Annotated in this window: 11 protein-coding genes and 1 pseudogene; 4 read left to right on the forward strand and 8 right to left on the reverse strand. The window is 61.6% G+C overall.

Features of this window, described 5'->3' with window-relative positions; genetic code table 11:
• The 3 genes from MAIT1_RS01685 to MAIT1_RS21410 all read left to right on the forward strand — a co-directional run.
• Nucleotides 1-199: AcrVA2 family anti-CRISPR protein (locus tag MAIT1_RS01685; RefSeq protein WP_198947773.1), on the forward strand; the 199-nt coding region annotated here is incomplete at its 5' end.
• Nucleotides 196-798 (forward strand): hypothetical protein, encoded by a 603-nt coding sequence (locus tag MAIT1_RS01690; RefSeq protein WP_085440288.1) that lies wholly within the window; start codon nt 196-198, stop codon nt 796-798. The genes MAIT1_RS01685 and MAIT1_RS01690, both read left to right, overlap by 4 nt.
• A gap of 92 nt (nt 799-890) precedes the next feature.
• Nucleotides 891-1,268, forward strand: coding sequence for a hypothetical protein (locus MAIT1_RS21410; protein WP_143814598.1), 378 nt, complete (start codon nt 891-893; stop codon nt 1,266-1,268).
• On the opposite strand, the gene MAIT1_RS22545 is transcribed toward MAIT1_RS21410, so the two are convergent.
• From MAIT1_RS22545 to MAIT1_RS01725, 6 genes and pseudogenes are all read right to left on the reverse strand, one after another.
• Nucleotides 1,240-1,722 carry a transposase gene (locus MAIT1_RS22545; RefSeq protein WP_085440289.1) on the reverse strand — a complete coding sequence of 161 codons (483 nt, stop codon included), beginning with the start codon at nt 1,720-1,722 and terminating at the stop codon, nt 1,240-1,242. The genes MAIT1_RS21410 and MAIT1_RS22545 overlap by 29 nt on opposite strands.
• A 472-nt stretch (nt 1,723-2,194) precedes the next feature.
• Nucleotides 2,195-7,927 (reverse strand): beta strand repeat-containing protein, encoded by a 5,733-nt coding sequence (locus tag MAIT1_RS01705; RefSeq protein ID WP_085440291.1) that lies wholly within the window; start codon nt 7,925-7,927, stop codon nt 2,195-2,197.
• A gap of 38 nt (nt 7,928-7,965) precedes the next feature.
• A complete protein-coding gene (locus MAIT1_RS01710) occupies nt 7,966-18,255 on the reverse strand; it encodes a hypothetical protein (protein ID WP_158089249.1) in 10,290 nt (3,429 codons plus the stop codon).
• Nucleotides 18,256-18,454: 199 nt separating this feature from the next.
• Nucleotides 18,455-18,541, reverse strand: a pseudogene (locus MAIT1_RS22620) (hypothetical protein); the annotation flags it as partial.
• A 101-nt stretch (nt 18,542-18,642) separates the two neighbouring features.
• Nucleotides 18,643-19,539: an efflux RND transporter periplasmic adaptor subunit gene (locus MAIT1_RS01720; RefSeq protein ID WP_158089250.1), complete on the reverse strand. Its 897-nt coding sequence runs from the start codon at nt 19,537-19,539 to the stop codon at nt 18,643-18,645.
• 92 nt (nt 19,540-19,631) lie between these two features.
• Nucleotides 19,632-21,074, reverse strand: a complete 1,443-nt coding sequence (locus MAIT1_RS01725) for a TolC family protein (protein WP_158089251.1) — start codon at nt 21,072-21,074, stop codon at nt 19,632-19,634.
• Between the two features lie 675 nt (nt 21,075-21,749).
• Here MAIT1_RS01725 and MAIT1_RS01730 point away from each other — a divergent pair.
• Entirely contained in the window at nt 21,750-22,454 is a 705-nt protein-coding gene (locus MAIT1_RS01730; protein WP_158089252.1) for a SapC family protein, read from the forward strand.
• Nucleotides 22,455-22,545: 91 nt separating this feature from the next.
• On the opposite strand, the gene MAIT1_RS01735 is transcribed toward MAIT1_RS01730, so the two are convergent.
• Together MAIT1_RS01735 and MAIT1_RS01740 are read right to left on the reverse strand one after the other, a co-directional pair.
• The gene (locus tag MAIT1_RS01735; RefSeq protein WP_085440297.1) at nt 22,546-23,295 is read right to left on the reverse strand and encodes a cytochrome c3 family protein; all 750 of its coding nucleotides are present in this window, start codon (nt 23,293-23,295) and stop codon (nt 22,546-22,548) included.
• A gap of 3 nt (nt 23,296-23,298) precedes the next feature.
• Nucleotides 23,299-23,865: a hypothetical protein gene (locus MAIT1_RS01740; RefSeq protein WP_085440298.1), complete on the reverse strand. Its 567-nt coding sequence runs from the start codon at nt 23,863-23,865 to the stop codon at nt 23,299-23,301.
• Between the last annotated feature and the right edge of the window lie 47 nt (nt 23,866-23,912).

The raw sequence follows: 23,912 nt of genomic DNA on the forward strand, positions 1-23,912 counted from the left end.
CGCCTCGCCCCGGCCCCATGTGCGCCGCGCCCACTGGCACGCCTTCTGGCATGGACCGCGCCACACGCCGGAAAATCGTCGCCTCGATGTGCGTTGGCTACATCCGATCCTGGTCGGCGCGGGCGACGGCGGACCCGACGCCATCCCCGCCACCGTGCGCCCCGTTAACCCTTTGCCGCCGCAGGATGAACCGCGATGAGTGAGCCAGAGTTGAGCAAAGAGCAGTTTCAGAGCATGGGGCGGGAGCTGCAAGCACTGCTCAAACAAGCGGATTACCACGAGGAGAGGAAAACAGCGCAGGCGTGGTTGTTTCGACACAAATGGCCGGACCTTTACCCAGATATCTCAATCCCCATAGCGCTCTGCACTCTAGAGGAGGCCAACGCCCTGCTTGCCAAGTCGAAAATCCGCAATCGCCTGGCCTTGGAGCATGGCAATATCGTGCGCGTCCTCGCGCCGCCGCCACAATCGCCTGCCAAGCCTGCCCCGCCGCCGCCGCAGAAGCCCTTTTGGGAGCACTGTGGTCTGGACTCACCCTTGAAATTGATCGCTGCAATTTTAAGCGGAGTGGTGGCGCTCTTCGGCGTGCTGTTTATCGGCTACCAGATCGGCGCCGGGCAACAGACGGATAAGGCGGCGCTGGCGGAGATGCGTAAGGGCATCCAGCAACTGCGCCAGGAGATCGCCCAGATGCGCCCGCCCAGCGCGCCGTCGCCTGAAACCCAAACGCCAACCATTTCATCGGACCCGGCGCCAGCCGCCCCACAGAGCGGCCCCAGTCAGCCCGCCCGGCCTTGAGGGGCGCCCGGCCTTGAAGAACCCGCTGCGTTGGTGTTCAGACGCCCCCGCAACGCAGCGCCGCAAACAGGCTATAATGAGGAGAGACTCACATGGTCAATGATAAAGACAAGTCGACGCCACCAAATCTGGACGATGAGACCGCAAAACCGCTAACTGACTCTGACAGCGACGAACTCAAACAAGTAAAATCCAAAACAACTGTAACATCCGCATATAGAGAAGTACTTTCCGAGGAGGTCAACAAAGTATTTGCCCATAAAACGCCCGACGAACGTCGTAAACTCTTAATTCAAATTCTAGATGAAACGGTGACTGAACTAAACGCCTCCCCGCGCCCTGGCGAGGATGGATACCAGCAACTGAGGAGATTCGAACACGGAAAAGAACTGGCTATATGGCAGAGTGATTTGATGAATCACCTTGAACTGGTTGCAAGTTTCAGTGCTGACAAAAGTCTCGGATATTGATCAATGTGTAGGCCATCAGTTTGAAGCCCAGGTGTCGCCATTGGATATGCTCGAAACGGATCAGCAAGCGTTTGAATTTGTCCTCCCAGGCGAAGGTTCGCTCTACTCGCTGGCGTAAGGCGTAGGTCGCCTCATCGAAATGACGCTTTCGTCCACGTTTTGGATTCTTGCGAGCGCGTTTGACCGGCTTAATGTTAGGTTTCATGCGTCGATTGAAGATGGCGCGGCGGTTAGCCTTGGAGTCGAACCCTGGATCCAAGTTTAGCACAGAGCCAATCAAGGACAGGCCAAGTGTCTGACAAATCAGGGCAAGCCACTCGAGACTATCTTTGAGGAGCGTGGTGTCGTGCTGGTTGACTGGCGCGACCGAGAACGGAGCGAGGATGTAGCCGTTGCTTTCACAGATGGCGACGACTTTCTCCCCGCGTTGGTGTTTATGGCCCGAATAGCCGATGCCATCGCCCCCTTTTTGGCTACGGTGTTGGAGCCATCGCCATGAAGCACCGAGAGATCCAGTTTTTTGTGTTCATCCAAGTGTTTGACTGAGGCAATGAAGGCATTGGCCAATGAGGCGTCATCGGCCCAACGAGCAAACAGTTTATAGATCCCTGTGTAATGGATCCCAGGCTTGCCAGAAGGCTCCTTGGGGATGGGAAGCTCCTTCCACTGCATGCCGGTGTAGAGCACCTTGAGAATCAGGTTGAACGCTTGATGGTAGCCGATCTTGCACTTGGGACCACGTTTGGGCAGAGACAGGTGGGGTAAGATGAATTCAGTAAATTCCTGCTCCGTCAGTTGAACAGGTATCTGTTTGTATTGCTGAGTATTATTCGATTTGTCCGCCATCCTTGGCCTCCTTGATTGAGCACCGCTTCCCAATCAAGGATTCGTAATTTCACTCAGTAATGCAATGGCTTATAAAATCCTCAAACTTGCAACCAGTTCATACTCTGGTCAGCGAGAAGATTTCGATTGGTCCCGTTAAACTGTGGGTAGGCGTTTGCCTCCGTCAATCCTTCCGTCACTGAGTTGTTGTACACATACGCAAATTCCGCCGTTTGGTTGACAGAGGGGTCGTAATAACCGACGACATCTGTGGAGCCCAACGTCACGCCGACAAGATTGTCGCCAACCCAACTGGGTCGATCGTTAATGGTGACAACGATATCGGTTCCACGACTCATCCCATTGCTTATGTTGCCGCTGCTAATGCCATAATCGCTCCCAGCAAACGAGAGGTAAGAGGTGTCGTCGCCACCGTAGTAGAGTTGCCAAATATTATCGGAATAGGTTGCCGACTCCGCTGCGTCGTAGACCGCGTAGACAATATAGGAGTTCCAGTACCCATACTGTTGTGTCGTGATGCCGCCCAAGTCGCCATTGAACACAACCTGATGGTTGGGGTTGGTAAACAGATCGCTGCCTATCTCGCTGGTGTTGTGCTCGATGAGCATCCCCTCCCAGGCCCCGCCCTGCGCTCCTGCGGAGAGGGTGTATTCGCCATATGCGGCGATGCCGCCGCCTTGGAAGATATACCCCCCGGTGTTCGGATCGATTTCGGTCAAACTCGTATCGGTCAAGGTATACAGAGAGGGATCGTAGGACAGGAAGGGATCGGGCTTTTTGTAGACGGCATTGATCGCATCCTGGGGGTTCGTCACGATTTCCGGGGTACCGAGATACTTAGAGAAATCGGGAATCGTCTCATTATAGCTGGCGTACAGGCCAGACGCCTTGGCCTCGGCCACGGTCATGCCCGCAGAGCCCTCGAACCACTCGTAGGTGTCCGCCAGGGCGCCGGAGTAGTACACATCCGCCTGCCCTCCCACGCTATAGGCGTAGGTATATTTCGCGTCCGGCATGAACTGCCCATAGGCGGATTCCACCGTCTCGGTGGTGACCCCGTTGACCACGGAATAGCTCGTCACCGAAGTGATATTGGGCTGATACGAGGGTTGGTAGCCCAAAAAGGCGGCAATGGCGTCGTTCTGCTGGGGCGAGGACTTCGGCAGATACATTGCCAGGTTGGGGTCCGTACTCGGTACCCATGGGTCCGCCCCGTAAGCGGCCCAATCGATGGGATCATCCAGTTGATAATCCACCCCGGGCACAAAGAAGGTGCGGTAATCCAGATCCGACAACTTGGAGCCGCCGGACAAGGTGACTGTCGGCTCGCTCTGTCTGGCGTAACCGAGCTGTTTCAATTCAACATCATACACTTTGTAGGTGTAGCCCACCGCCACCTGGGCGCGGCCCACTTCGGCGGTCTCGGTGGTGGTGACCCACTCGATCACCGGGGTTTCAATAAAGCCGTCCACCACCTGCTGATAGCCGGTCACCACCGAGATATCCTGGGTGGCGGTGGTGATCACCGGGGTCAGCACGGTGGTGGTTCCGCCCTGCATCGCCGCGCCGCCGGTGAGCGACACGTCGCCCCCGGCCAGAATCGACACATCCCCCGTGGCTTGCAACGAGGCGGTCTCATCCAGGGTGACGCTCCCGCCAGTGAGATCGGCGCGAACCATCGCCCCTTGCAGGGTGGCCAGATCGGCGTCCGCCGCCACCCCCGCATGCACATCGATGGTCCCGACGGACTGCGCCAGCCCGTTCACCGTCACGCTGGAAACGGCGCTCATCAGCACGCGGCCATCGGCAGCGTTCTGGTTGACGAAGCCGTCCATCTGCACCACATCGCCGCGCAGATGCAACAGCCCGCCGCCCGCGACGGTTCCATCCAGCCCGTCGCCGCCATCCATCACCAGCAGCGTCCCTGTGGCGTCCAGCAGCAGCTCGGCGCCGCTGGCGTCGCGGGTCTTCACCAGCGCCTCGGCCAGCACGCTCACATCCGCGCCGCGCAGGGTGAGGACGCTGTTGGCCTCCACCTGCCCGCTCACGGTCACGTCGCCGCTGTGGCTGACCACGGAAACCGTGTCGGTATCCAGCACGGTCTGGTTGTTGGCGTCGGTGTAGAGGTGGCCGATTTCACCGCCCAGCACGATGCTGTTTTCACTGCTCAGGGTCAGGCTGCCGCCCGCGCCGGTGGAGAGGATGCCCCCCGCCACGCGCTCCACCACGCCGCCGCCAAGATCGTTATAGACCAACGTGGGCACGATGATGCCCGCCTGGCTCAAATCCGCCATGGTGCTGGTCAGCGCGACTTCGGAGCCGCCATGCACCTGACCGTTGAGCAGAATCAGGTCGGCGCTATTGACCGCGACCCGCCCGTCGGCGTCCACCGCCTCGGTGAGGCCGTTGAATTGAATGGCGCGGTCAGAGTCGATGGTGATGGCGCTGCCGCCGGACGCGCTCCACGCGCCGTCGCCGCTGGCGTCGGTGCGGATGACGCTGAGCGCGTCCATGCTAAACGCGGTGGCCGAAGCGCCGCCAAACAGATTGATATCCACCCCGCCGGTGGCCGCCAGCAATCCGCCGCGATCCACTTCCGCGCCGTTGGCGTCGAGGCCGGTTCCACCCATCACCAACTGATCGGCGATGTTCAGCGTCACCGTGGCGTCCGCGGCGGCCCACTGACTGCCGCCCGCGCCGTCGGACTCGGCCCCCGCCTTGAGGGAGCCGATGATGACGGCGCCCTCGGCGCTGAGCGAGATATCGCTGCCCACGCCGCGGCTCATCACCAGCGAGCCGGAGTTGACGGTGATGGTTCCGCCCGCCACCAGATCCACCAGCGCGCCGCCGTGAATGCTGGCGCCGTATTGAATCAACTGGTTATTGGCGTCGTACCCCTGGGCGCCCAGGGTCAGATCCCCGGCCGCTTCGATGCGCAGCTTCTCGCCCACGGCGGATTCGGCGCTGTAGTTGGCCAGGGTCACATCGCCCTGCCCCACCAGCGACACCGAGCCGGCAAAGGACATGTCGCCGTTCAGCTCCAGATCGCTGTTGGCGATCAGCGTCACGTCATACTCGTCGGCTCCGGCGGAGGAGCCGGTGGTGGCCACCACCCCTTGCAGATCCAGATCCCCCTGCAGCACCAGGCGGCCACTGGTCTCCAGCCGGCCCGCTTCGGCGTCCAGCAGCAGGGTTCCATTGAGCGAGCGAATATCCACCACCTCCAGCGCATCCTGCCCCGCGCCGATGGCGGAGTTGATCACCACGTCATTGACCCCGGTTAGATAGATGCCGCCGGAAGCGCCGGTGATGTTCAGCTCGCTGGTGGGCGTGGTGGTCAGGCTCACGTCGCCCGGGGTGACGCTGTTCTCATCGCCCGCCGTGACCTCGATGTTGTGGTCAGCCGAGAGGGAGCCCGCCAGCGTGAGGCTGCCGCTGGCGCTCATGGTGATATCGGAGCCCGCGCCGCCAGCGATCAGAGAACCGCTGAAGGTGGCTTCTTCGCCCATATCCAGCGTCATGTCGCCCGCCAGGGTCTCCAACACGCCGCTGCTGGCGAGGGTGAAGCCCAGCGCCGTGGCGCTGTCCGGGCCAGTGATATCGATGCCCGAATGGGCGCGCACGCCGCCTGCGATGGTGATGTCGCCGCCGCTGCCGTCGGCCTTGCCCAACACCACCCGCGAGCCCTCGCCCAGCGCCTCGATGCTGGTGAAGCGTTGGCTCTCGCCCGCCTGTTCAAAGCCCAGCAAGTCGCCATTGGCCGAGGCGTCCAGCAGGCTGAATTCAAACGCGCTGGTCAGATTCAGCCGCCCATCCTTGAGCTTGACGCCGATATCCGGCGCGTTGCCGTCCATCACATAGTTGGAGCCGATAGCGTGGTTGACCGCATCGAAGGTTTCGGTAACGCTGAAGTTGGCCGCCACAATGGCCGCTTGCAGGTCGTCAATGAGATCCAGCACGCTTGCGTTATCGGCGGTGGCCGCCGCGCTCAAGGTCACATCGGCCTGGGCGATGAAGTCCACATGGTCCAGGCTCAGCGTCAGGGTGACGTCGGCGGGCAATACGCCGGTGGCGCTGGGAATCCAGCTATCGGCGGTGAGGAACTGCGCGTGGGCGGGCGCTTGCAGACGCAGATCGCCCGCGCCATCGACGCGGATCACGCTGTCATCGCCCCAGGTGGTGAGTTGAATCGAGCCGCTCAGATCCACCACCGGTTCGGCGTCGCCGCTCACCCCGCCATGCAGGGTGATGGCGTGGCCAGCCGCCAGCGAGCGGCCCAGTTCGATGGTTCCGGCGCTGTTGATGGTGATCTCGCCCAGATCGCCGGTGACGGTTTTATCAAAGCCCAGCAGGTCGCCATCGGCGTCGCGGATGATATCGACGTCGCCGCCCGCCATGATCACGCCGTTGAGTACGGCGTTGCCGCTGCTGTTGATCACCACCGCGCCGTCGGCGTTGTGGGTCGCCAGCACCGAACTGCCCGCCAGCGCCACGCTCAGACCGTCGGCGTCGATGCCGCCATTGATGATGATCTCACTGTTGGCGAGGATGGTGGCGCCCAGCTCTACGGTATTGCCGTCAACGTCTTCGGTCAGGCCGCCAATCTGCGCGGTCTCGGTGGTGTTGAGCGCCACCTGACCAGAGCTGTCGGCCCACAGGAAGGTCTCATCGAGCAGATTGAAGTCGGCGTCCAGGGTCTGCTGCACCATGGCCCCGGAGATGATGCGGCCAAACATATCCTGGGTTCCGGCGGCGTTGATGGTGATCACGCCGCCAGCGCCAGTGGTCGCGCCGCTGGAGACCAGGCCGCCCAGGGTGGTCATGGAGAAGCCCGCGCCGAGGTCATCGTCATCGGCTGCGCCCGCGTTCAAGGTGATGTTGCGCGAGGCGGTCAGGCCGGTGTTGAGCAGCAACTGTCCGCCCGCAGTCACCTCGATATCGGTATCCAGGGTTAGCGCCCAACGATTGTCGCCGCTCTGCTGACCGGCCAGCATCAGGCTCTCCAGCTCCACATCCTCGGCGCCGGTGATGGTGATGGCGCTATCGCGCTCCACGGTTTTCAAATAGCCTTGCAGGTCGGTGTGCACGCTCACGCCGTCGGCGTTGGCACCGGTAGCAGCCACGTCGATGCCCGCATTGGCTTCCAGCAGGCCTTTCAGATTGATCCAGCTGCTGCTCTCAATCACCAGTTCGCCGCCCTGGCCATTGGCCAGCATGTTGCCCTGAATGTCGATAATCGAATCGGCGCTCACGGTCACGTCGGCGTCTGTTCCCACGGCGCTCAAAGAGCCGCCCTTGAGCAGAATGCCGGTCTCCTCGGCAACCGTGGCGGCGGCGGTGGCGCTGAGCGCGCCGCTGGCGATCACCGCGCCGCGCAGCTCCATATGCTCGGCGTTGAGGCGGATATCCGCGTCAGCGGCCAGAATTTTGTAGGTATAACCTATGGGCCGGTTGAAAGAGTCATACTCATAGGTCAGTTCAGCGCCGGCCTGAATGGATGCGTTATAATCCATAAAGATATCGGCGTCGGAGTCGATGGCGAAGGCGCCGCCGGAGGTCTCGATGCTGGAGCCCTCCGCCATGGAGAAGTTGTCGCCAGAGTGGATGACGGCGCCCCCATCGGCGTAGATGGAGCCGGTCATATGCATCGTGCCGACGGTATCAATATCCAAGCTTTGGCCCGAGTCCAGATAGCCGATAACGAACAGGCTGTTGGGCGTATCGGTGACGGCGCTGTTCAGATTGCGCTGGCCCGTGGTCTGGTCGACGCTGATGTTCAGCGCGCGCGCCGCCCCGATATACCCGCCCAGCACCGCCTGTTCGCCAACATCCAGCGTCAGGTCAACCGCATTCAGCCGCCAGCGCCCATCTCCAACAGGCGGCTTTCGATGGTCAGCGCGCTGTCATCAATTTCGATCTGCCCGGAGAGGGTGACGGAATCGGCCACCAGCAGGGTGTCGACCTGCAGATTGGCCAGCGTATGGCCGTTGCTCAGATGGCGATAGTTATCAAATAGATCGGCGACCAGCATTTGCGTCTGGCCGTTGTCATGGCCGATGGTCAGACTGGAGAAGTCGTCGCCAATGGCGCCCATATCCTTCATGGAGAGGTTCAGCGCCGCTGAATCCAGCTCGCCATTGCCGTTGAGGTCTTCGCCCGCATCCAATTGGCCATTCTCGTTGAGATCTTCGTCGGCCTTCAGGTTGTCCAGATCGACGCCATCGGCGGTTTCCCCCATGCCGCCCAGACGGTAGTGCAGGGCGGCATCGGCGGTGCTTATGGTCAAGGCGCCGGTTCCATTGATCACGTTGTTGCCGGTTAGGAAGTTCATGCCATCGGCAACCAGGGTGACAGCGCCGCTATCGGTGCGAATCTCCCCTTCCAACAGAGTCAGGGTGTAGCCTGCGTTCAAAGCAACGTCGATGTCGCCCGCGCCGGTGGTCAACCCCAGCAGATTCAGATCATCAAACTCGCGCACAATGACGTCGCCGCTGCCAAAAGCCACGTCCAGGGTGTCCACCCGGGTGTTGAGGATGAAGTCCGGGGCGCCCGCCAGCAGGCGGTTGGCGTGCAGGGTGAGGGTCCCTTCCGGCGCAAACAGGTTGATGGGATTGACCAGGTTGATGTCGCCGGTGGCGATAATGGAGATATCGCCGCCGCCCAGGCCGTCGTGGGAGCGCCCGGTGGAGGTGAGCAGGTCGTGGTAGAGGTTGATGTGGGCGTCCAGGCCACGGGTCTCGAACTCCACGCTACCGCTCTCCCAGGAGTTCAGTTCGACGTCGGCGTCGAAGGTGAGCTGAGAGACGATCTTGATGCCCGCAGAGTTGATATTGTTCTGCAGATCAACACTATAGCCGCCAATCTCCAAGCTATAATCCAGATTCAGATCCTGCCCGTCGAAGGACTGCACCACAAAGTTGGTGTCGAAGTCCGAGAAGCCGACATGGATGTACTTGGAGATGTCAAACTCCAACGCGCCCACTTTGAACAGGTCGTTGGAGATCTGAATCAGCGAGTCGTTGGCGTAGGCCTTGGGCCGGTCGAAATGGAGCCAGTTTTCATTGCCTTCGCCCAGATCCTCGTAGGTGAACTCATCGGGCATGTCATAGAAGCGGTGTTTGTCACTGCCGCCCAGGTCACGCACCAGGACGTGGCTGCCCATCACATTGTCCAGGGTGACGTAATCGTCACTCTCTCCGGCGAAAATTTCGACCCAACCGCCCACATCCTCCAGATTGACCGAGGTGTAGGCGCCCTGCGCGTCGATCAAGGCGTTGCCGCCCAGGGTGTCCACATTCACCGACACGCCAGCCAGACCGCTATCATCCTCATTGAAGACGGTGAGATCGCCGGTGATGTCATCACCGGTAATCCAGGTATTGCCCCAGCCGGACGTGATGCTCACCGAAGCGACCACGTCATAGTCGCCGATGCCATCCAGTTTAATGGTGCTGCCGCCGCCCGCATCGCCCAGCTCCAGCGTCACGTCGCCCAGCACATCCTCCAGATTCAGCCAGTCAACGCTATCGCCGCCGGTATAGCTCACCGCGCCATCCACGCCTTCGGCTTGCAGCGAGTTGGCCCCCTCGCCCAACTCCACCGTGAGATTGCCGCCGATATCCTCAGCGGAGATCTCATCATCGCCATCCTGGCCGATGACGGTCACATCATTCTTCATGCTCTCCAGAGAGAGCGCGTTGTTGCCGGAGCCCAGCCGGACTTCGGAGACGCTCAGGCGCATATCGGTGGCGCCATCATTGAGCAGCCCCTTCACCACCGCCGTACGCGCCATCAGTTTGGCGTCGATGTCGTTGCTGAATTCGCTGAAGTCCAGCACGTTGAGGCCGGAGCTGTCCTTGATGGTCCCCGAACCGGAGAAGCGGCCCAGCACATCGGTCTCAAAGATGAAGGTGTCGTTGCCCTGCCCGCCATCCAGGGCGAACAAGCTGGAGTCGCGAACGTGGATCACATCGTCGCCGTCGCCCACGTCGACGATATCGCCAATGGCGTTGAACTGGCGCGAGGAGCCGCCGGTGTAGATGACATCGTTGCCGCTGCCGGTTTCGATCTCATCGCTGCCCTGGGCGCCGTAGATCAGATGGTCGCCGCTGCCGCGCGAGGCGATGCCGTTGGACCAGTAGTCAACCAGCTCCTCATCCATCAGGTTCTGGTTGCCGTTGTACATCTCCATGGACATCTCGTAGCCGCCCCAGAACTCCACGTCCGAGGTGACGCCCGGCTTGATCTCGATGTAGTCGGAGCCAATGCCGCCTTCGGCGTAGATGCCGGTCACCCCCTCGAAGATCTGCCGCTTGCCCGCATACTCTACCATGATGGTTTCGGTGGTGGCGTTCTCATCGACCACCTCTTCGTAGATCGGGTCGCCCCACCACCAGTAGCCGATGATGTTCTTGGTGGTGCTGGGCAGATGATAGAGGGTGAAGATTTCGTGGATGTCGTCGTCCTGATAGTTGCGCTTATCGCCGCGATCGCCCATGTTCAGGTGCAGCACGCCGCCGTTGAAGCTGGTGGGGTCGCCCGCGCTGCCGGCCAGATAGAACGGCTCCTCCTCCTCCACGCCGCCGCCATCGCCGCCGCCGCCCACCTTGAAGTAGGCCACCGGGAATTTGACCGTTTTGTCGATCTTGAACAGGCCCAGATCCAGCTTGATGTGCACCCCGGCGTAGAAGAAGCCCTCTTCGCTGTTGTAGGTGAACTCCAGATCGGGGAAGTTCAGCGTGGCGCCGAACGCCTTGATCTTGGCCCCCACCGAGCCGCTGATGTCGAACACGCCGTTCTGCATCGACATGCTGAAGTCGGCGTCGCCATACAGGCCGAAGCTGGACCAGCCCAGATGCACCGAGCCATGCAGACTCACATCGAAGTTGCCGATGGAGTCGAAGGTGGCCTCCGCCGAGATGGTTCCCACGCCGAAGAAGTCGGTGTGCATCTCCGCGTGCACCTCCTGGATCGCCTGGCCCAGATCGACGTAGCCGGAGCCCTCCAGGGTGAGCAGGCCGTCGAGCAGACGCACCGAGAGTTCTTCGAGGCTGGCGCGCACGCTGTGGGCTTCGATGCCCAACTGCTCGCGGCCGGTGGTGTTGACCTGCAAACGGAAATTGGCGTTGATGTCGAACACGCCGGAGACCCCGGGCAGACCCAGGCTGGTGTCCATCTCCAGGTCGATCACCAACCCGGCGTCGCCGCTGGTGTAGAGCAGCGCATCGCCGCTGACCGTAGCGCCGATGTTCATGAACTCGAAACCGGCGTCGATCTTGACGTTGATCACCTCCGGCGCCAGCAGGAAGGAGAAGCGCCCCTCCAGCTCGAAGATGCTGGCTACGGTCAAGCTCCCCTCGGCCTCCAACAGGAAGTAGGGCTGCGGCGTGGAGACCCCCACATTGGGCGGAATCGCCTCGATGGTGACGGTGCGCTGGCCATCGACGCTGAGGAAGGTCTCGGGCAGCTCGTAGACCACATCCTGCATCAGGGTGTTGGCCTGGAAGCGGTACTCAACATCAAAGTTCAGGTCGTCCAGAAGATTGACCTTGGCGTCCACGTCCAGCTTGATGGCGAAGCCGCCGGACTTGGCCAGGAACAGACCGGTGGCGTCGAAGGTGAGCACCGGCGAGCCGCGCGAGCCCACATTGAGGGTGGCGTCGACGAAGATCTGCAACGCATCGTCGGTCAGTTCGATGTCGAACGCGCCATCCAGCGACAGGATATCCTGCCCAGCGGCTTGAATCGCCAACAGCGCCTGCCCTTGGGCCTTGAGCAGGAACTCATCGAAATCGATGCGAATGGGCGAGGTCGGATCGCCGGTCTCAATGGCGTAGTGGCGGCCATCCAGCTCGCTGAAGTCCACCGCCTCAAAGGCGTTGCCGAGGTTCAGCGCGGTGTTGATGTCGAAGCTCAATTCACGCGCTTCCAGCACCGCGCCGTCGATGCCCACCAGACCCGCCTGGGCCATATCCAGCTTACCGGCCAGGAAGGTCTCCTGGGAGAACGCCGACGGGGTCTTCATCAGCATGAAGCCCGCATCCAGGTTCTGCACCGCCAGACCCACGGCGCTGCTGTTGACGCCATCATCGGCGGTGACGCGGCCATCGCCATTGGTATCGGTGTAGTACGGACCGTTGACCCCCACAAAGGCCGAGGCGTTGGCCACGCCCACGGTCATCACCGTCATATCCTTTTGCGAACCGTCGGTGAGGGTGAAGCGTTCGGTGGTCCCCATGGTGAAGGCGGCGCTGCCCACCACCTGCACCACCCCCAGCGCCTGCATATGCAGGTCCTCCACGCTGGCGCGGATGATGCGGTCATCCATGGTCAGATAGACCGGCTCCGAGCCTGTCGCGCCGGTGGCCACCGCCATCCCCATCGGTTCGCCGTTCTGCGCCGGGAAGCTGCTGGCGAAGTCCACCGCCGGGTTGAAGTGGGTGTAGGGGTCCGCTGAGGGGAACCAATCCACGCCCCAGTTCAGGTCCAACTGCACATTGTAGGCTTCGGCGGAGATCTGATCAGAGAGGCCCACCAGACCGGCGAAATCCACGTCACCGGTGGCGGCCACCATGGTGGGGAAATATTTGTTGAACACCGGATTGACGTCCGCCGTCATCATGGCGAAGCCCAGATCCAGGTCGGTAAACGCCAGACCCACGGCGTCGCTGCTGGCGCGCCAGCCGCCCTCGGCGCTGGCGTCGCGGGTGAAGTAGTCATCGGCGTCAAAACCGACGAAGCCGCTGACGTCGCGCGCGCCGATGGTCATGGTCTCCACCGCCAGACCTTCGATGCGGCTCAGATCGCCGCTCACCGTCGCCCCGCCGCTGACGTCCAGATCGTTCAACACCGAGACGATGGGGGTGGGAATCAGCGCAACCTCATCGGGCAGGCCGGTGATCACATCCACCGTCTGACCGCCCCCCTTCTCCAGCGCAAAGCTGCCGCGCAACGCCATGGCGTTGAACAGGTTCATGCGCGCGTTGTTCATGTAGACGCCAAGGAACTCGTCGCCGCCGAAGTCGATCACCACCGGCTCGCCGCCGGTGGCCACCGCCAGACCGGCGCTGAACGGCCCGTCGCCATCGGGATCGTCGGGGAAGCTGCTCTCAAAATCGACCCATGCATTGGAGCCGTGGTTGAGGCGGATCTCCACCTCGTCGGACTCGATCTGCATGCCGTCAAGGCCCACCAGCCCCACGCTGGCGGCGCTCATGGAGGCGGCCATCATGCTGGGGGCGTAGTCGCCCACCAGCGGCACGATGGGCTTCATCAGCACGAACCCAGCGTCCAGGTCGTTGATGCGCACGCCCACCGCGCTCTCATTAATCTCGCCTTCGTCCAGGGTTTCGCCCGGGTCGTCCACGGTGAGGTAGTCGCCGCCGTCGGGGATGTAGCCGGCAAACGCATAGGCGTTGGACATGCCGATGGTCATCACCTCCACCTGCACGTCGGAGAGGGTGTCCTTGACCAGGCCGTCGATCTCATACACCACATCGACGTTTTCGCTGGCGCCCTTTTCGAACGCAAACGCGCCGGTGACATAGAGGAATTCCGCCACGCGCAGGGTGGCGCGCTCCACATACAGGCCGATGAACTCGTCGTTGCCGTAGTCGATGATTATTGGCTCGCCGCCGGTGGCCACGGCGAAGCCCTCGTCGCCGAAGGTGCTCTCCCAATCCACCACCGAAGTGAGCAGCCCGGAGGAGCCGCTGCCGTTGAACTGCACCTCGATGCCCGAAGCGTCCAGCTCAAAGCCGTCGATGCCCAGAAAGCCCGCCTGCCCCACATTCAGGCGCGCGGCGTACATGGTGGGCAGCAGTTGCGAGTCGATCAGCGAGTGCGGCGTGGCGATGACCATGCCCAGGTCAATATCATTCAGGGCGAAGCCGATGGCGTCGGGGTTGATCTCGTCGATCTCCACCGTATCGCCGGGATCGTCCACGGTCAGATAGTCGCCGCCGCCGGTGTAGCCGATGAAGCCGTAAACGTTGGTCATGCCCAGCGTCATCAGGTCGACTTCGATATCGTCCAGCGTCCCTTCGATGCCGTGGCTCTCATAGGCCACGGTGACGTTTTCGGACTTGCCCTGCTCAAACGCAAACGAACCGGTCACAAACAGGAAGTCGGAGACCTTCAGCGTCCCCTTCTCCACATAGATGCCGATGAACTCGTCATCGCCGTAGTCGATGATCACCGGATCGCCGCCGGTGGCCACTTCAAATCCGTCGAGGCCGAAGCTGGTCTGCCAATCCACCACCGCCGGGTTGATCCCGGCGCCGCTGAGATTGAACTGCACCTCCACCCCTGCGGCGCTCAGTTCGAACTCGTCGATGCCCACCAGACCGGTCTGGCCGATGGTCAGACGCCCGGCGTACATATTGGGCACAACCAAGCCGTCGATGACGCTCTCGGGCGAGGCCATCACCAGCCCCAGATCGACGTCATTGAGGACGAAGCCGGTCACCGTGCCGTTGACCTCCTCCGCCTCCAGGGTGTCGCCGGGGTCGTCCACGGTCAGATAGTCGCCGCCGTCGCCGATATAGCCGATGAAGCCGTAACCGTTGGTCAGGCCGCCGGTCATGAACTCCACCCCCACATCCAGGGTCACGCCCAGGTCGTAGGCCACGGTGACGTCGGCGGTGGCGCCCTTCTCGAAGGCAAACGCGCCGGTGACATAGAGGAAGTCGGAGATCTTCAGCGTGCCTTTGTCGATGTAAACGCCGATGAACTCGTCATCGTTGTAGTCGATGATGATGGGGTCGGCCCCGCCGGTGGGGATGGCGTAGCCGTCGACGCCAAAGGTGGACTCCCAATCCACCACCGCGCGCAGCCCCAGGGCGCCATTGCTGCCGCTGCCGTTGAACTGCACCTCCACCCCTTCGGCTTCCAGAGTGAAGCCGTCGATGCCCACCACCCCGGTGCTGCCGATGGTCAGGCGCGCGGCGTACATGCTGGGCAGCAGGCTGGAGTCGATGAGGTCGTGGGGGGTGGCCATCACCAACCCCAGATCGACGTCGTTGAGCACAAAGCCCATGACCTCTTCATTGACTTCGCCGTCGTCCAGGGTATCGCCGGGGTCGTCCACGGTCAGATAGTCGCGCCCGCCGGTGTAGCCGATGAAACCGTAGGCGTTGGAGACGCCCACATTGATCAGATCCACCTCCACGCCATCGGAGGTCCCGCCGATGCCGCCCAGATCATAGGAGACGTTGACGCTGGCCGATTTGCCCTGTTCAAAGGCGAACGCGCCGGTCACATAGAGGAAGTCGGAGACCTTCAGCGTCCCCTTCTCCACATAGACGCCAATGAACTCATCGTCGCCATAGTCGATCACCACCGGCGCGCCGCCGGTGGCGATCTCAAAACCGTCGGCGCCGAAGCTGGCTTGCCAATCGATCACCGCAGGCAGCAGACCGCTGCCGCTCAAGTTGAACTGCGCCTCGATGCCGCTGGCGCTGAGTTCGAATTCATCGATGCCCACCAGCCCCATGGAGCCGATGGTGACGCGCCCGGCGTACATGGTGGGCATGATCAGATCCGCCACCACGCTATCGGGGCTGGCCATCACCAAACCCAGATCGATGTCATTGAGCGCCAGGCCCACTGCGCTGTCGTTGATCTCGCCGTCGTCTAGGGTCTCGCCGGGGTCGTCCACGGCCAGATAGCTACCGCCGTCGCCCAGATATCCGGCAAAGCCGTAGGCGTTGGAGACGCCGAAAGTGGCGAACTCCACTGTGACATCATTCAATGTCGTGCCGATGTCGTAGGCCACCACCACGTCGGCGCTGCCGCCCTTCTCAAACGCGAACGCGCCGGTCACGTGCAGGAAGCTGGAGATGGCCAGTGTGCCGCGCGCCACATAGACGCCCAGGAACGGGTCGTCGCCGTAGTCGATCACCACCGGGTCGCCGCCGGTGGCGATTTCAAACCCGGCGTCGCCGAAGCTGGTCGCCCAGTCGATACTGGCGTTCACCAGCGTACCAGCGCCCTCCATATTGTATTGGATCTCGATGCCGGTGGCGCTCAGATCCAGGGTGTCCATGCCGACGAATTCCAGCGCGCCCACGGTGGCGCGGGCCGCGCCCATGCTCGGCAGCCACGCGCCGCTGATCACCTCATGGGGAGTGGCCAGCACCAGCCCGAAATCGATGTCGTTGAGGACCAGGCCCACCGCGCTGTCGTTGACCTCGTCGGCCTCCAGGGTGGGGCCAGGGTCGGCGGCGGTCACATACGCGCCGCCATCGGTGACGTATCCGGCGAAGCCGTAGGCGTTGGAGACGCCGATGGTGAACATCTCCACCACCGCTTCGGTGGTTCCGGTGATCAGCGCGCCCGCGGTGTCGTAGGCCACGGTCACCGTCTCCTGACGCCCCTTCTCAATGGCCACCGCGCCGGACAGATGCAGGAAGCCGCCCACCGCCAGGGTGGCTTGATCGATATAGACCCCCAGGAAGGGGTCGGCGCCGTAGTCGATGATGATGGGGTCGCCACTGGTGGCGATGGCGTAGCCGTCCACGCCGTAGCTGGCGGCCCAGTCGATGGTGAAGGCGCTGTTGCTGCCGCCGTTGTAGCGCGCTTCGATGCCGGTGGCCGACAGGGTCAACTCGTCGATGCCCACCAGCGCCGCCTGTGTCGCCTCAATGCGCGCGGCGTAGAACGACGGCATGGCGTTGTCGATGAGGAAGACGTCGGGCTTCATCACCACAAAACCCACCGACAGATCGTTGATGGCCACGCCCACGGCGGTGTCGTTGAGCTCGTCGGCCTCCAGCGTGGGGCCGGGATCGGCCACCGCCAGATAGTTCTCATCGTTGCCCACATAACCGGCGAACAGGCGGCCATTGGCCACCCCCACGCTCATCACCGCCATATCCACATCGGTGATGTCGCCGCTGATTTCGCCGCCCAGATCATAGTGGACGTCCACGGTTTCGCGATCGCCCATGGAGAAGGTGACGTCGCCGCTCACATAGGCGAAGCCGTCCACCACCAGCGTCGCGCCCAGCGCCTGCAGGTCGTATTGCGGCGGCGCGCTGAACTCCATGGTGACGTCGCCATTGCCGGTGGCGATGGTCAGACCGCCCGCGCCGAAGCTGTCGACAAAGTCGATGGCCGCCTTGGCGCCGGTGATTTTGCCGGAGTTGATCACCGCCGAGACGTTGTCCGAGCTCACATCCAGACCGTCCAGCCCCACGCTCTGGATGTTGTCGGCGGTCAGATTCAGGGCGTAGTACTCCCCCAACACGCCGTCGAACCACACCGCCGCGCCATTGATATTCTCCACCCGCAAGCCGGAGGCGTCGCTGCTGTAGGTGTGGTCGTTGGTCGGGTCGCCGTCATTGTCGGCGTCGGTGAGCAGATCGCTATCCCACTCAAGCAGATAGGGGGCGTCCAGACCGAAGAAGGCGTCGGCGTCGGCGATGCCCACGGTCATCATCTCGCCCACATCGGCCAGGGTCAGGTCGTCGGTCTGCAGGGTGATCGACTCGAAGCTGAATTTGAAATCCAGCTGCCCCACCACCTCCATGTAGTCGCCAAGAGTAAGGCGCGAATAGCTGGTGACCGGATCGAGCGCAGCGTTGGTGAAGTACTCCTTATTGAAGTAGACCCCCAGCGCGTCGTCGGCGGCGCCGTCCATGGTCTGCACGGCCAGCCCTGGCAGCTCCACCGCCTCCAGTTGCAGGCGGTCGCTGAGTTGGTTGATCTTCAGAAACAGATCGCCGTCGCCAAACGCAAACAGACCGCTGGCGTCGGCGAAGCTTCCGCTCACATCGCCCCAGGTCATGATGTCGAAGGTCTGCCCCACTTGGGGCAGGAAGTCATCCAGCAGCACGATCTCCAGCGCGCCGTCCAGGGTGGCGGTTCCGGTGACGTTAACCTGGTCGAAGCCGTCGTTGATGTTGTCGGTCCCGGGCCCGGCGGTCAGACCGCCCAGCTCGATCTGCAACACTCCATCAGCAGCCTGGGTGAAGTCCGCCACATTGACGATGCCCGGCGAGTTGCCGGGGCTGAAGGTCCCTTGGCTGAAGAGGTGGCCATCGATCTGGCCGCTGCCGGAGAGCACGGCGTCGCCGCCCAGCAGGTAGTCGCCGCTGAGGAACTCTTCCGGGGTCAGATGGGTGGAGTCGAGGGTAGACAACGGTTTGCAGTTGCGCCAACGCTTCGGCGCGGAACGCCGTCGGCGAAAGCGTGGCGTCGTTGCTATTGGCGGGGGTGGGCGTGGATTCGGCGAGCAGGGCGTCGGCCAGGGCGGCGTCTTCCAGCGACTGCGCGGCGGCGTCCAGATCCTGCCGCCGCCACTCGTCGGCGACGATGGCGGCCCCCAGGGGGTCGGCGGAGAGCAGAACGCGATTTTCCAGCGTCTCCAGCTCAAAGAGTTTACGCGGCGCGCGCGGCGCGCTGGCGGAACGTTTGCCGAAAAACATGGCGTCACCTCAAATTGGGACCCAAGCGCCAACCGGATATCGATCGACGGTTACTGCTCACTTGGCACAACAATTAATTCGACTATGGAAAACTCAAACCATCACTGCTGAACAACGCGCGCCGGTTTTTCTCGCGGCGACGCCTCCGAGCGCGCGCCGACGCGCGCCTCTTCCGCCGGGGACTGAACGTTGGCCAAAATGATTCCCGCCATCCCCAACAGCACTGCGCCATCGGCGTTGTCAAACCGAATTTTGATCTTGCGCAGATGGCTGGCGGAGTCCTGCAAGGGGGAGACAAAACTCACCACCCCGTGCCGCATCGTGGTGGGGTTGTGCGCCGGGAAGCCGATGGTCATTCTGCCGCCGACTTTCAAATCGGCGTCGCCGTCGCTCTCCAGACTGCACTCCAACACCCCGGTTCGGGTATCGACCAACCGAATCAGCGGCTGGTCGGCATGAATGGTAGCGCCCTGCTCGGTGAGAATCTCCACCACCGTGCCGTCAAACGGCGCAGTCAGCCGATGGCTCTCCTTCTCCAACTTGGCGCGACGCGCTTCGATGGCTTGCACGCTCTGTTCATGCAGCAGGCGGGTCACATCGCTGTTGGCCAACACCCGCTCCAGGGCCAATTCGTCCACCTCATCCTGGCTGATGGAGTGGGTGCTTTGCAGCAGCTCCATGGCCGCCTTCAGGCGCTGACTGACGCTGCGCAAACGCGCTTTGGCCGCCTTCAGCTCCGAGGCGTCATTGGCGATCATTTTGCGGCGCTTGTATTCGATGTCGGCCAGACGGTCATCCACCCGCAGCAGCAGATCGCCGGGCTTGACCCGATCCCCTTCCATCACCGCCAACTCTTGAATCTGCCCGGTCACCGGCATGGTCAGCGTCACATCCCGCGCCGGAGTGGATAAACAGCGCAGCGCCGCAGACGCGCCCAAGGGGGCTTCTAGGGCTGCGCGCGCCGCATCCACCGCCTCTGCGCGGGACGCCAAAGCCATGAAAACCACAAGCAAAATCGCACAACCTAGAGCCCACTTATGCAGGACATTCACGCGCATTATTCCCTGCCAAAAAGATGCTTTCGGCTTCATTATTCCAATCCGTACTGCCCCAATACGCTGCCGGAGGTGATATCCAACATGGCCACCGCCTTCTCCAGCGCCACTTCGGCGCGGGTGCGGAAATTCCCCGCTTGATTGAGCTGCTCGCGGCGCTCCAACACCTGCTGCATATCGCTCTTGCCCGCCGCCAGCCGCCGCCGTTCAATCTCCAGCAAGCGCTCCGCAGTCCCGAACATTTTACTGGCTTCGGCCAGATACTCCTGCAGCGACAAAATATTCTTCAATTGCGCATGTATGGCGTTGCCCAACGCCCGCTCCACGCCCACCTGCTCCAGCTTGGCCGACTGGAACCCGAGGCGGGCGGAGGCCAACTCCGCATCGTCGCTGCTCTTGCCCAGGGTCGCCGACATGGAGAGCGACACATAGCTACCCACGTAGTCGCGATTGATCAACTGCTTGAGGGAGTCGCCGGTATTGGAGTCCAAGCCGTTGGCGTCCACCCCCGCTTCCAAGTCCAGCTGCGGCTTGACCTGGTTTTCATAGTAACGGATGCGCTTACGCGACATCTCCACCCGGCGACTGGCGATGAGCGCCTCCGGGCGACTCTCCATGGCCGCTTTGAGCAGTTCGCCCGGATCCGGCGGGGTAAACGCGCGCCGCGGCCGGGAGGTGAGTTGAATGGAGCCGATCTCGGCGCCGTTACGCTGCTCGGAGAGCAGATTGTTGAGACTCTCTTCGGCCAGAATCATCGACTGATTGGCCGAAGCCAGTTCGGTGCGCAACTGCGCCACCCGCGCCGAGGCTTTGAGCAGCTCCGAGCCCGGAATGCGTCCGCTGCCCGCCTGACTCTTCTCATGCGCCTGGATCTTGGTGGCCAACTCCAGCGCCTCGCGTTGCGCATTCACATTGCGGCTGGCCAGATAGTAGTCCCAGTAGGCGTTGAGCGCCTGGCCGATGATCTCCATCTTCTTCTGGCGGCTGCGCTGCTTGGCGATGAACTCCTCGCCCACCGCCAGATCCACCTGGGTGCGGAAGATCTCCTTGCCAGCCCCTTTGAGCAGCGGCACAGTGGCGCTGATGCTCAAGGTCTCGTAGTGCTCGCCGTCATCGGGCCAGCTCTGCGCCTGCAGGTTGCTGCGCAGAATGCTCAACTCTTTGGTGATATTGAGGGTGAAACCCTGCTCAAAACGCTTGCTCAACCCCAATTCGAAGACCGCGCCATCCTCTTCGTACACGGGCAGCGAGGAGCGTTTGAGCGCCTCCTCCACGGTGTTGGGGCTTTTACTCCAATACGCTTTGGCGCTGGCGCTCACGGTGGGAGTGAAGACCGACTCGGCGCTGACCACGCTCTGCTCGGCCATGCGCCCGGAGAGCATCTGCATGCCGATTTGGTAGTGATCTTTCACCACCCGATCAATTAACGTGCGCAGATCCAAAAAGCGGCTCGGCGGCGGCGTGATATCCAACGGCATCGTTGAATCGGACTCTGCGGCTATTGCAGAGCAACTCATACTGAGGCCCAACACCCCTGCCTGCGCAAAAGAAACCAATTTACAAGTCAGTAAATTCACAAAGGTTCACCCAAATTCTATTTTTTTAACGAAAGCCCTGCAAATCTATCCAAAACTACCCTAAGCCCGGAAAAACCAACAAACTATACCAAAATAAAAACTCTTTATGCAACGGAAAGTCACCAACTTTTCCCAATCAAGCCCTCTTACGACCTCTGAACTTAACGCTTCCCTTACATCCAACCTGAAAACCAGCCACCCTCTGAACACCCTTCAGAATCAATAGGTAACCGGTCGTCAGACCGCAGCAGCACAGGCCGACGCCTCCCGACAGAGGAGATCCGTACTCTCACAACAATACAAAACACTTCAAATCACAGACCACGCTTTATCGACACGTATCAAAGTTGCACGATACATATCAAAACAAAGCATCATAAAATAACACTCCCATCACACCAACACGAAACAGTTATACCCCCCATTCTCGATAAAACCTTCCGCGAAATACTTGTATGGGCAACCAGGAATTCCTGTAACACCTCATCCTCGCTTCTGGTATAGTCTGTGCCGCAAACATCATATCGCCCGAGAAAAAACTCATTCAGAGCGGAGACATATTTCATGGAGCCTGTTATGTATCAAAACGTGGAGCCCTTGATCGCCGAACGCCATAGCGCCCTGCGTCTGAGCGCACAGATGAACGCCGCATTCGCCCTCAAGTCGCAAAATGCTCCGCTAACGGATATCGAATTTTTCAGCTGCGCCCACAGCCACCCTATTCTGTTTGCCAAGACCCCCGAGGATGAGACCGTGGCCATCGCGCTGATGGGGCTATCGCGGGCGAACAATCTATACGTGGACCCGCAGACACATCAGTGGCGCGAGGCGACCTATATGCCCGCCTTTTTCCGCCGCTATCCGTTTATTCAGATGAAAGATGAGAAGGGCGAGCGCAGCATCGTGGGCATGGATATGGCGTGCCCGGCGGTCAACGATGAGAGCGGCGCGCGCCTGTTCGAAGAGGATGGCAAACCATCGCCGACGCTGGACAACGCCATCAAGTTTCTGGCGACGTTTGAGGCGGGCTTGACGCGCATGAAGGCGTTTGCCGCCGAACTGGACAAGCTGGAGCTGCTGGTCCCCTCCGAGGTGGAGTGGCAGCGGGGCGACATCAAGAGTAAATTCAGCAGCTTTTTGAAAGTGGACGAGCAGAAACTGGATGCCCTGAGCGAAGAGCAGATTCTGCCGCTGATCAAGAATGGCTACTACAAATTGATCATGGCGCACCTGTTCTCGCAGGAGAACTTCCGCCGCATGATCGAACTGTCCAACGCGTAACAGCGCACGGCGTGGAGGCTCGCTTCCAGAGCCTCCACGCCAGTTATACAAACGCAGATCCTCCCGCCGTTACGCGCTCCCGCTTTTCGGTTCAGTCATCATCGTCGTCATGCTCGCGCTCATGCCCCCAGGAGGAGGCGCGTCGCTCGCCGCTGCGGCGCTGATCGCGCCACATACGCTCCGCTTCATGCTCATCACCGCTGCGGTGACACGCCACGCAGTTGGCGAAATCCCGAATCCCCTCATCCAGATGCTCACGCCGCACCTTGGACTCCGAGTGTTCATGACAGCCGTAGCAGGTGTAGGCGTCATAGCGTCCACCAACGTGACAGAGGGCGCAATCGTCAGCAGGATGATGGCGGTCAAAGCGGAACCAACGGCTGTGATCGAATGATGCAGGCGTCCAGCGTTCCGTTGAGTGACAATCGCTGCACTCGGCGACCATTTTCCGGTGCAAACGATCCTGTGGGGATTGGTGACATTGTCGGCAGCTCTGGCGCGCCTGCTGCGGCAACAGATCGTGATCAAACGCGCGCACCGCCTGTTTGACCTGGACGCCCTGATGGTCGGTGTGACAACCGACGCACGCCTTTTCCGTGAGCAGGTGGTGGAACGGCGTTTTGCCGGGCCGCTCTCGCCCAATTTTCTCCGGCGCGTGGCAGCTCACACACTTCTCATCACTGGGCCCCAACAGCGGGGTATGACAACGGAAGCAGTCGTCGGCAAGTTTGGCGTGCCCTGCCGATAGCGCGCCGGGATTAATCGACACCCCCGGCCATTGCAGCGCCACGGTTAGACCTGCAGCGAACAGCAACACGAAAACAACGAGACGTTTGCTCATGGCTCACCACCTCCAGAACAGCAGAATGGTGACCACATGCAGCAGCGCCAGAATGACAAACGCCGCTGTGATGGGCAGATGCACGACCCGCCACTGTTTCATCAACGACACCGCCGCCGCATCCCAGTAGAGGCGCTCCTCCAGCTCTTGCGCTGAGAGTCCCTGGGCGCGCAGATCGGTTTGCCGCCGTCGCACGATTTCTCGCGATCGCTGCAGCAGATATTTGCCGGTCAAGCCGCTGGCCACCGCGGTGAGCATGGCGGCCATGGCCAACCAGGGCAGCAGCGCATTGGCGTGAATGCCGCCATGGGCCAGCACCAACATGGCGCCCAGCCAGGAGAGGATCTCATGCCCGGCAAGAAAGCGGGCGGGACGCCCCACCGTGATCACCTTGCGCTTGCGCAGCGAATAGAGGAAGGCGAGCAGGATAGACAGACTGCCCACATAGCCCAGATAGCGCCCCCACGCCAGGCGCCCGGACCAGTGCAGCGCCAAATCGACCACTATGGCCGAGGCAATCATCAACACAAACAATCCAATATGCCAAACCGCCGCGCGCGCAACCTGCATCAGCGCCCCTCCAAATAGTCCAGATCACACAGCCGCCCCCCAACGGC

It is taken from the genome of Magnetofaba australis IT-1, assembly GCF_002109495.1.
In the GTDB taxonomy this organism is placed as follows: domain Bacteria; phylum Pseudomonadota; class Magnetococcia; order Magnetococcales; family Magnetococcaceae; genus Magnetofaba; species Magnetofaba australis.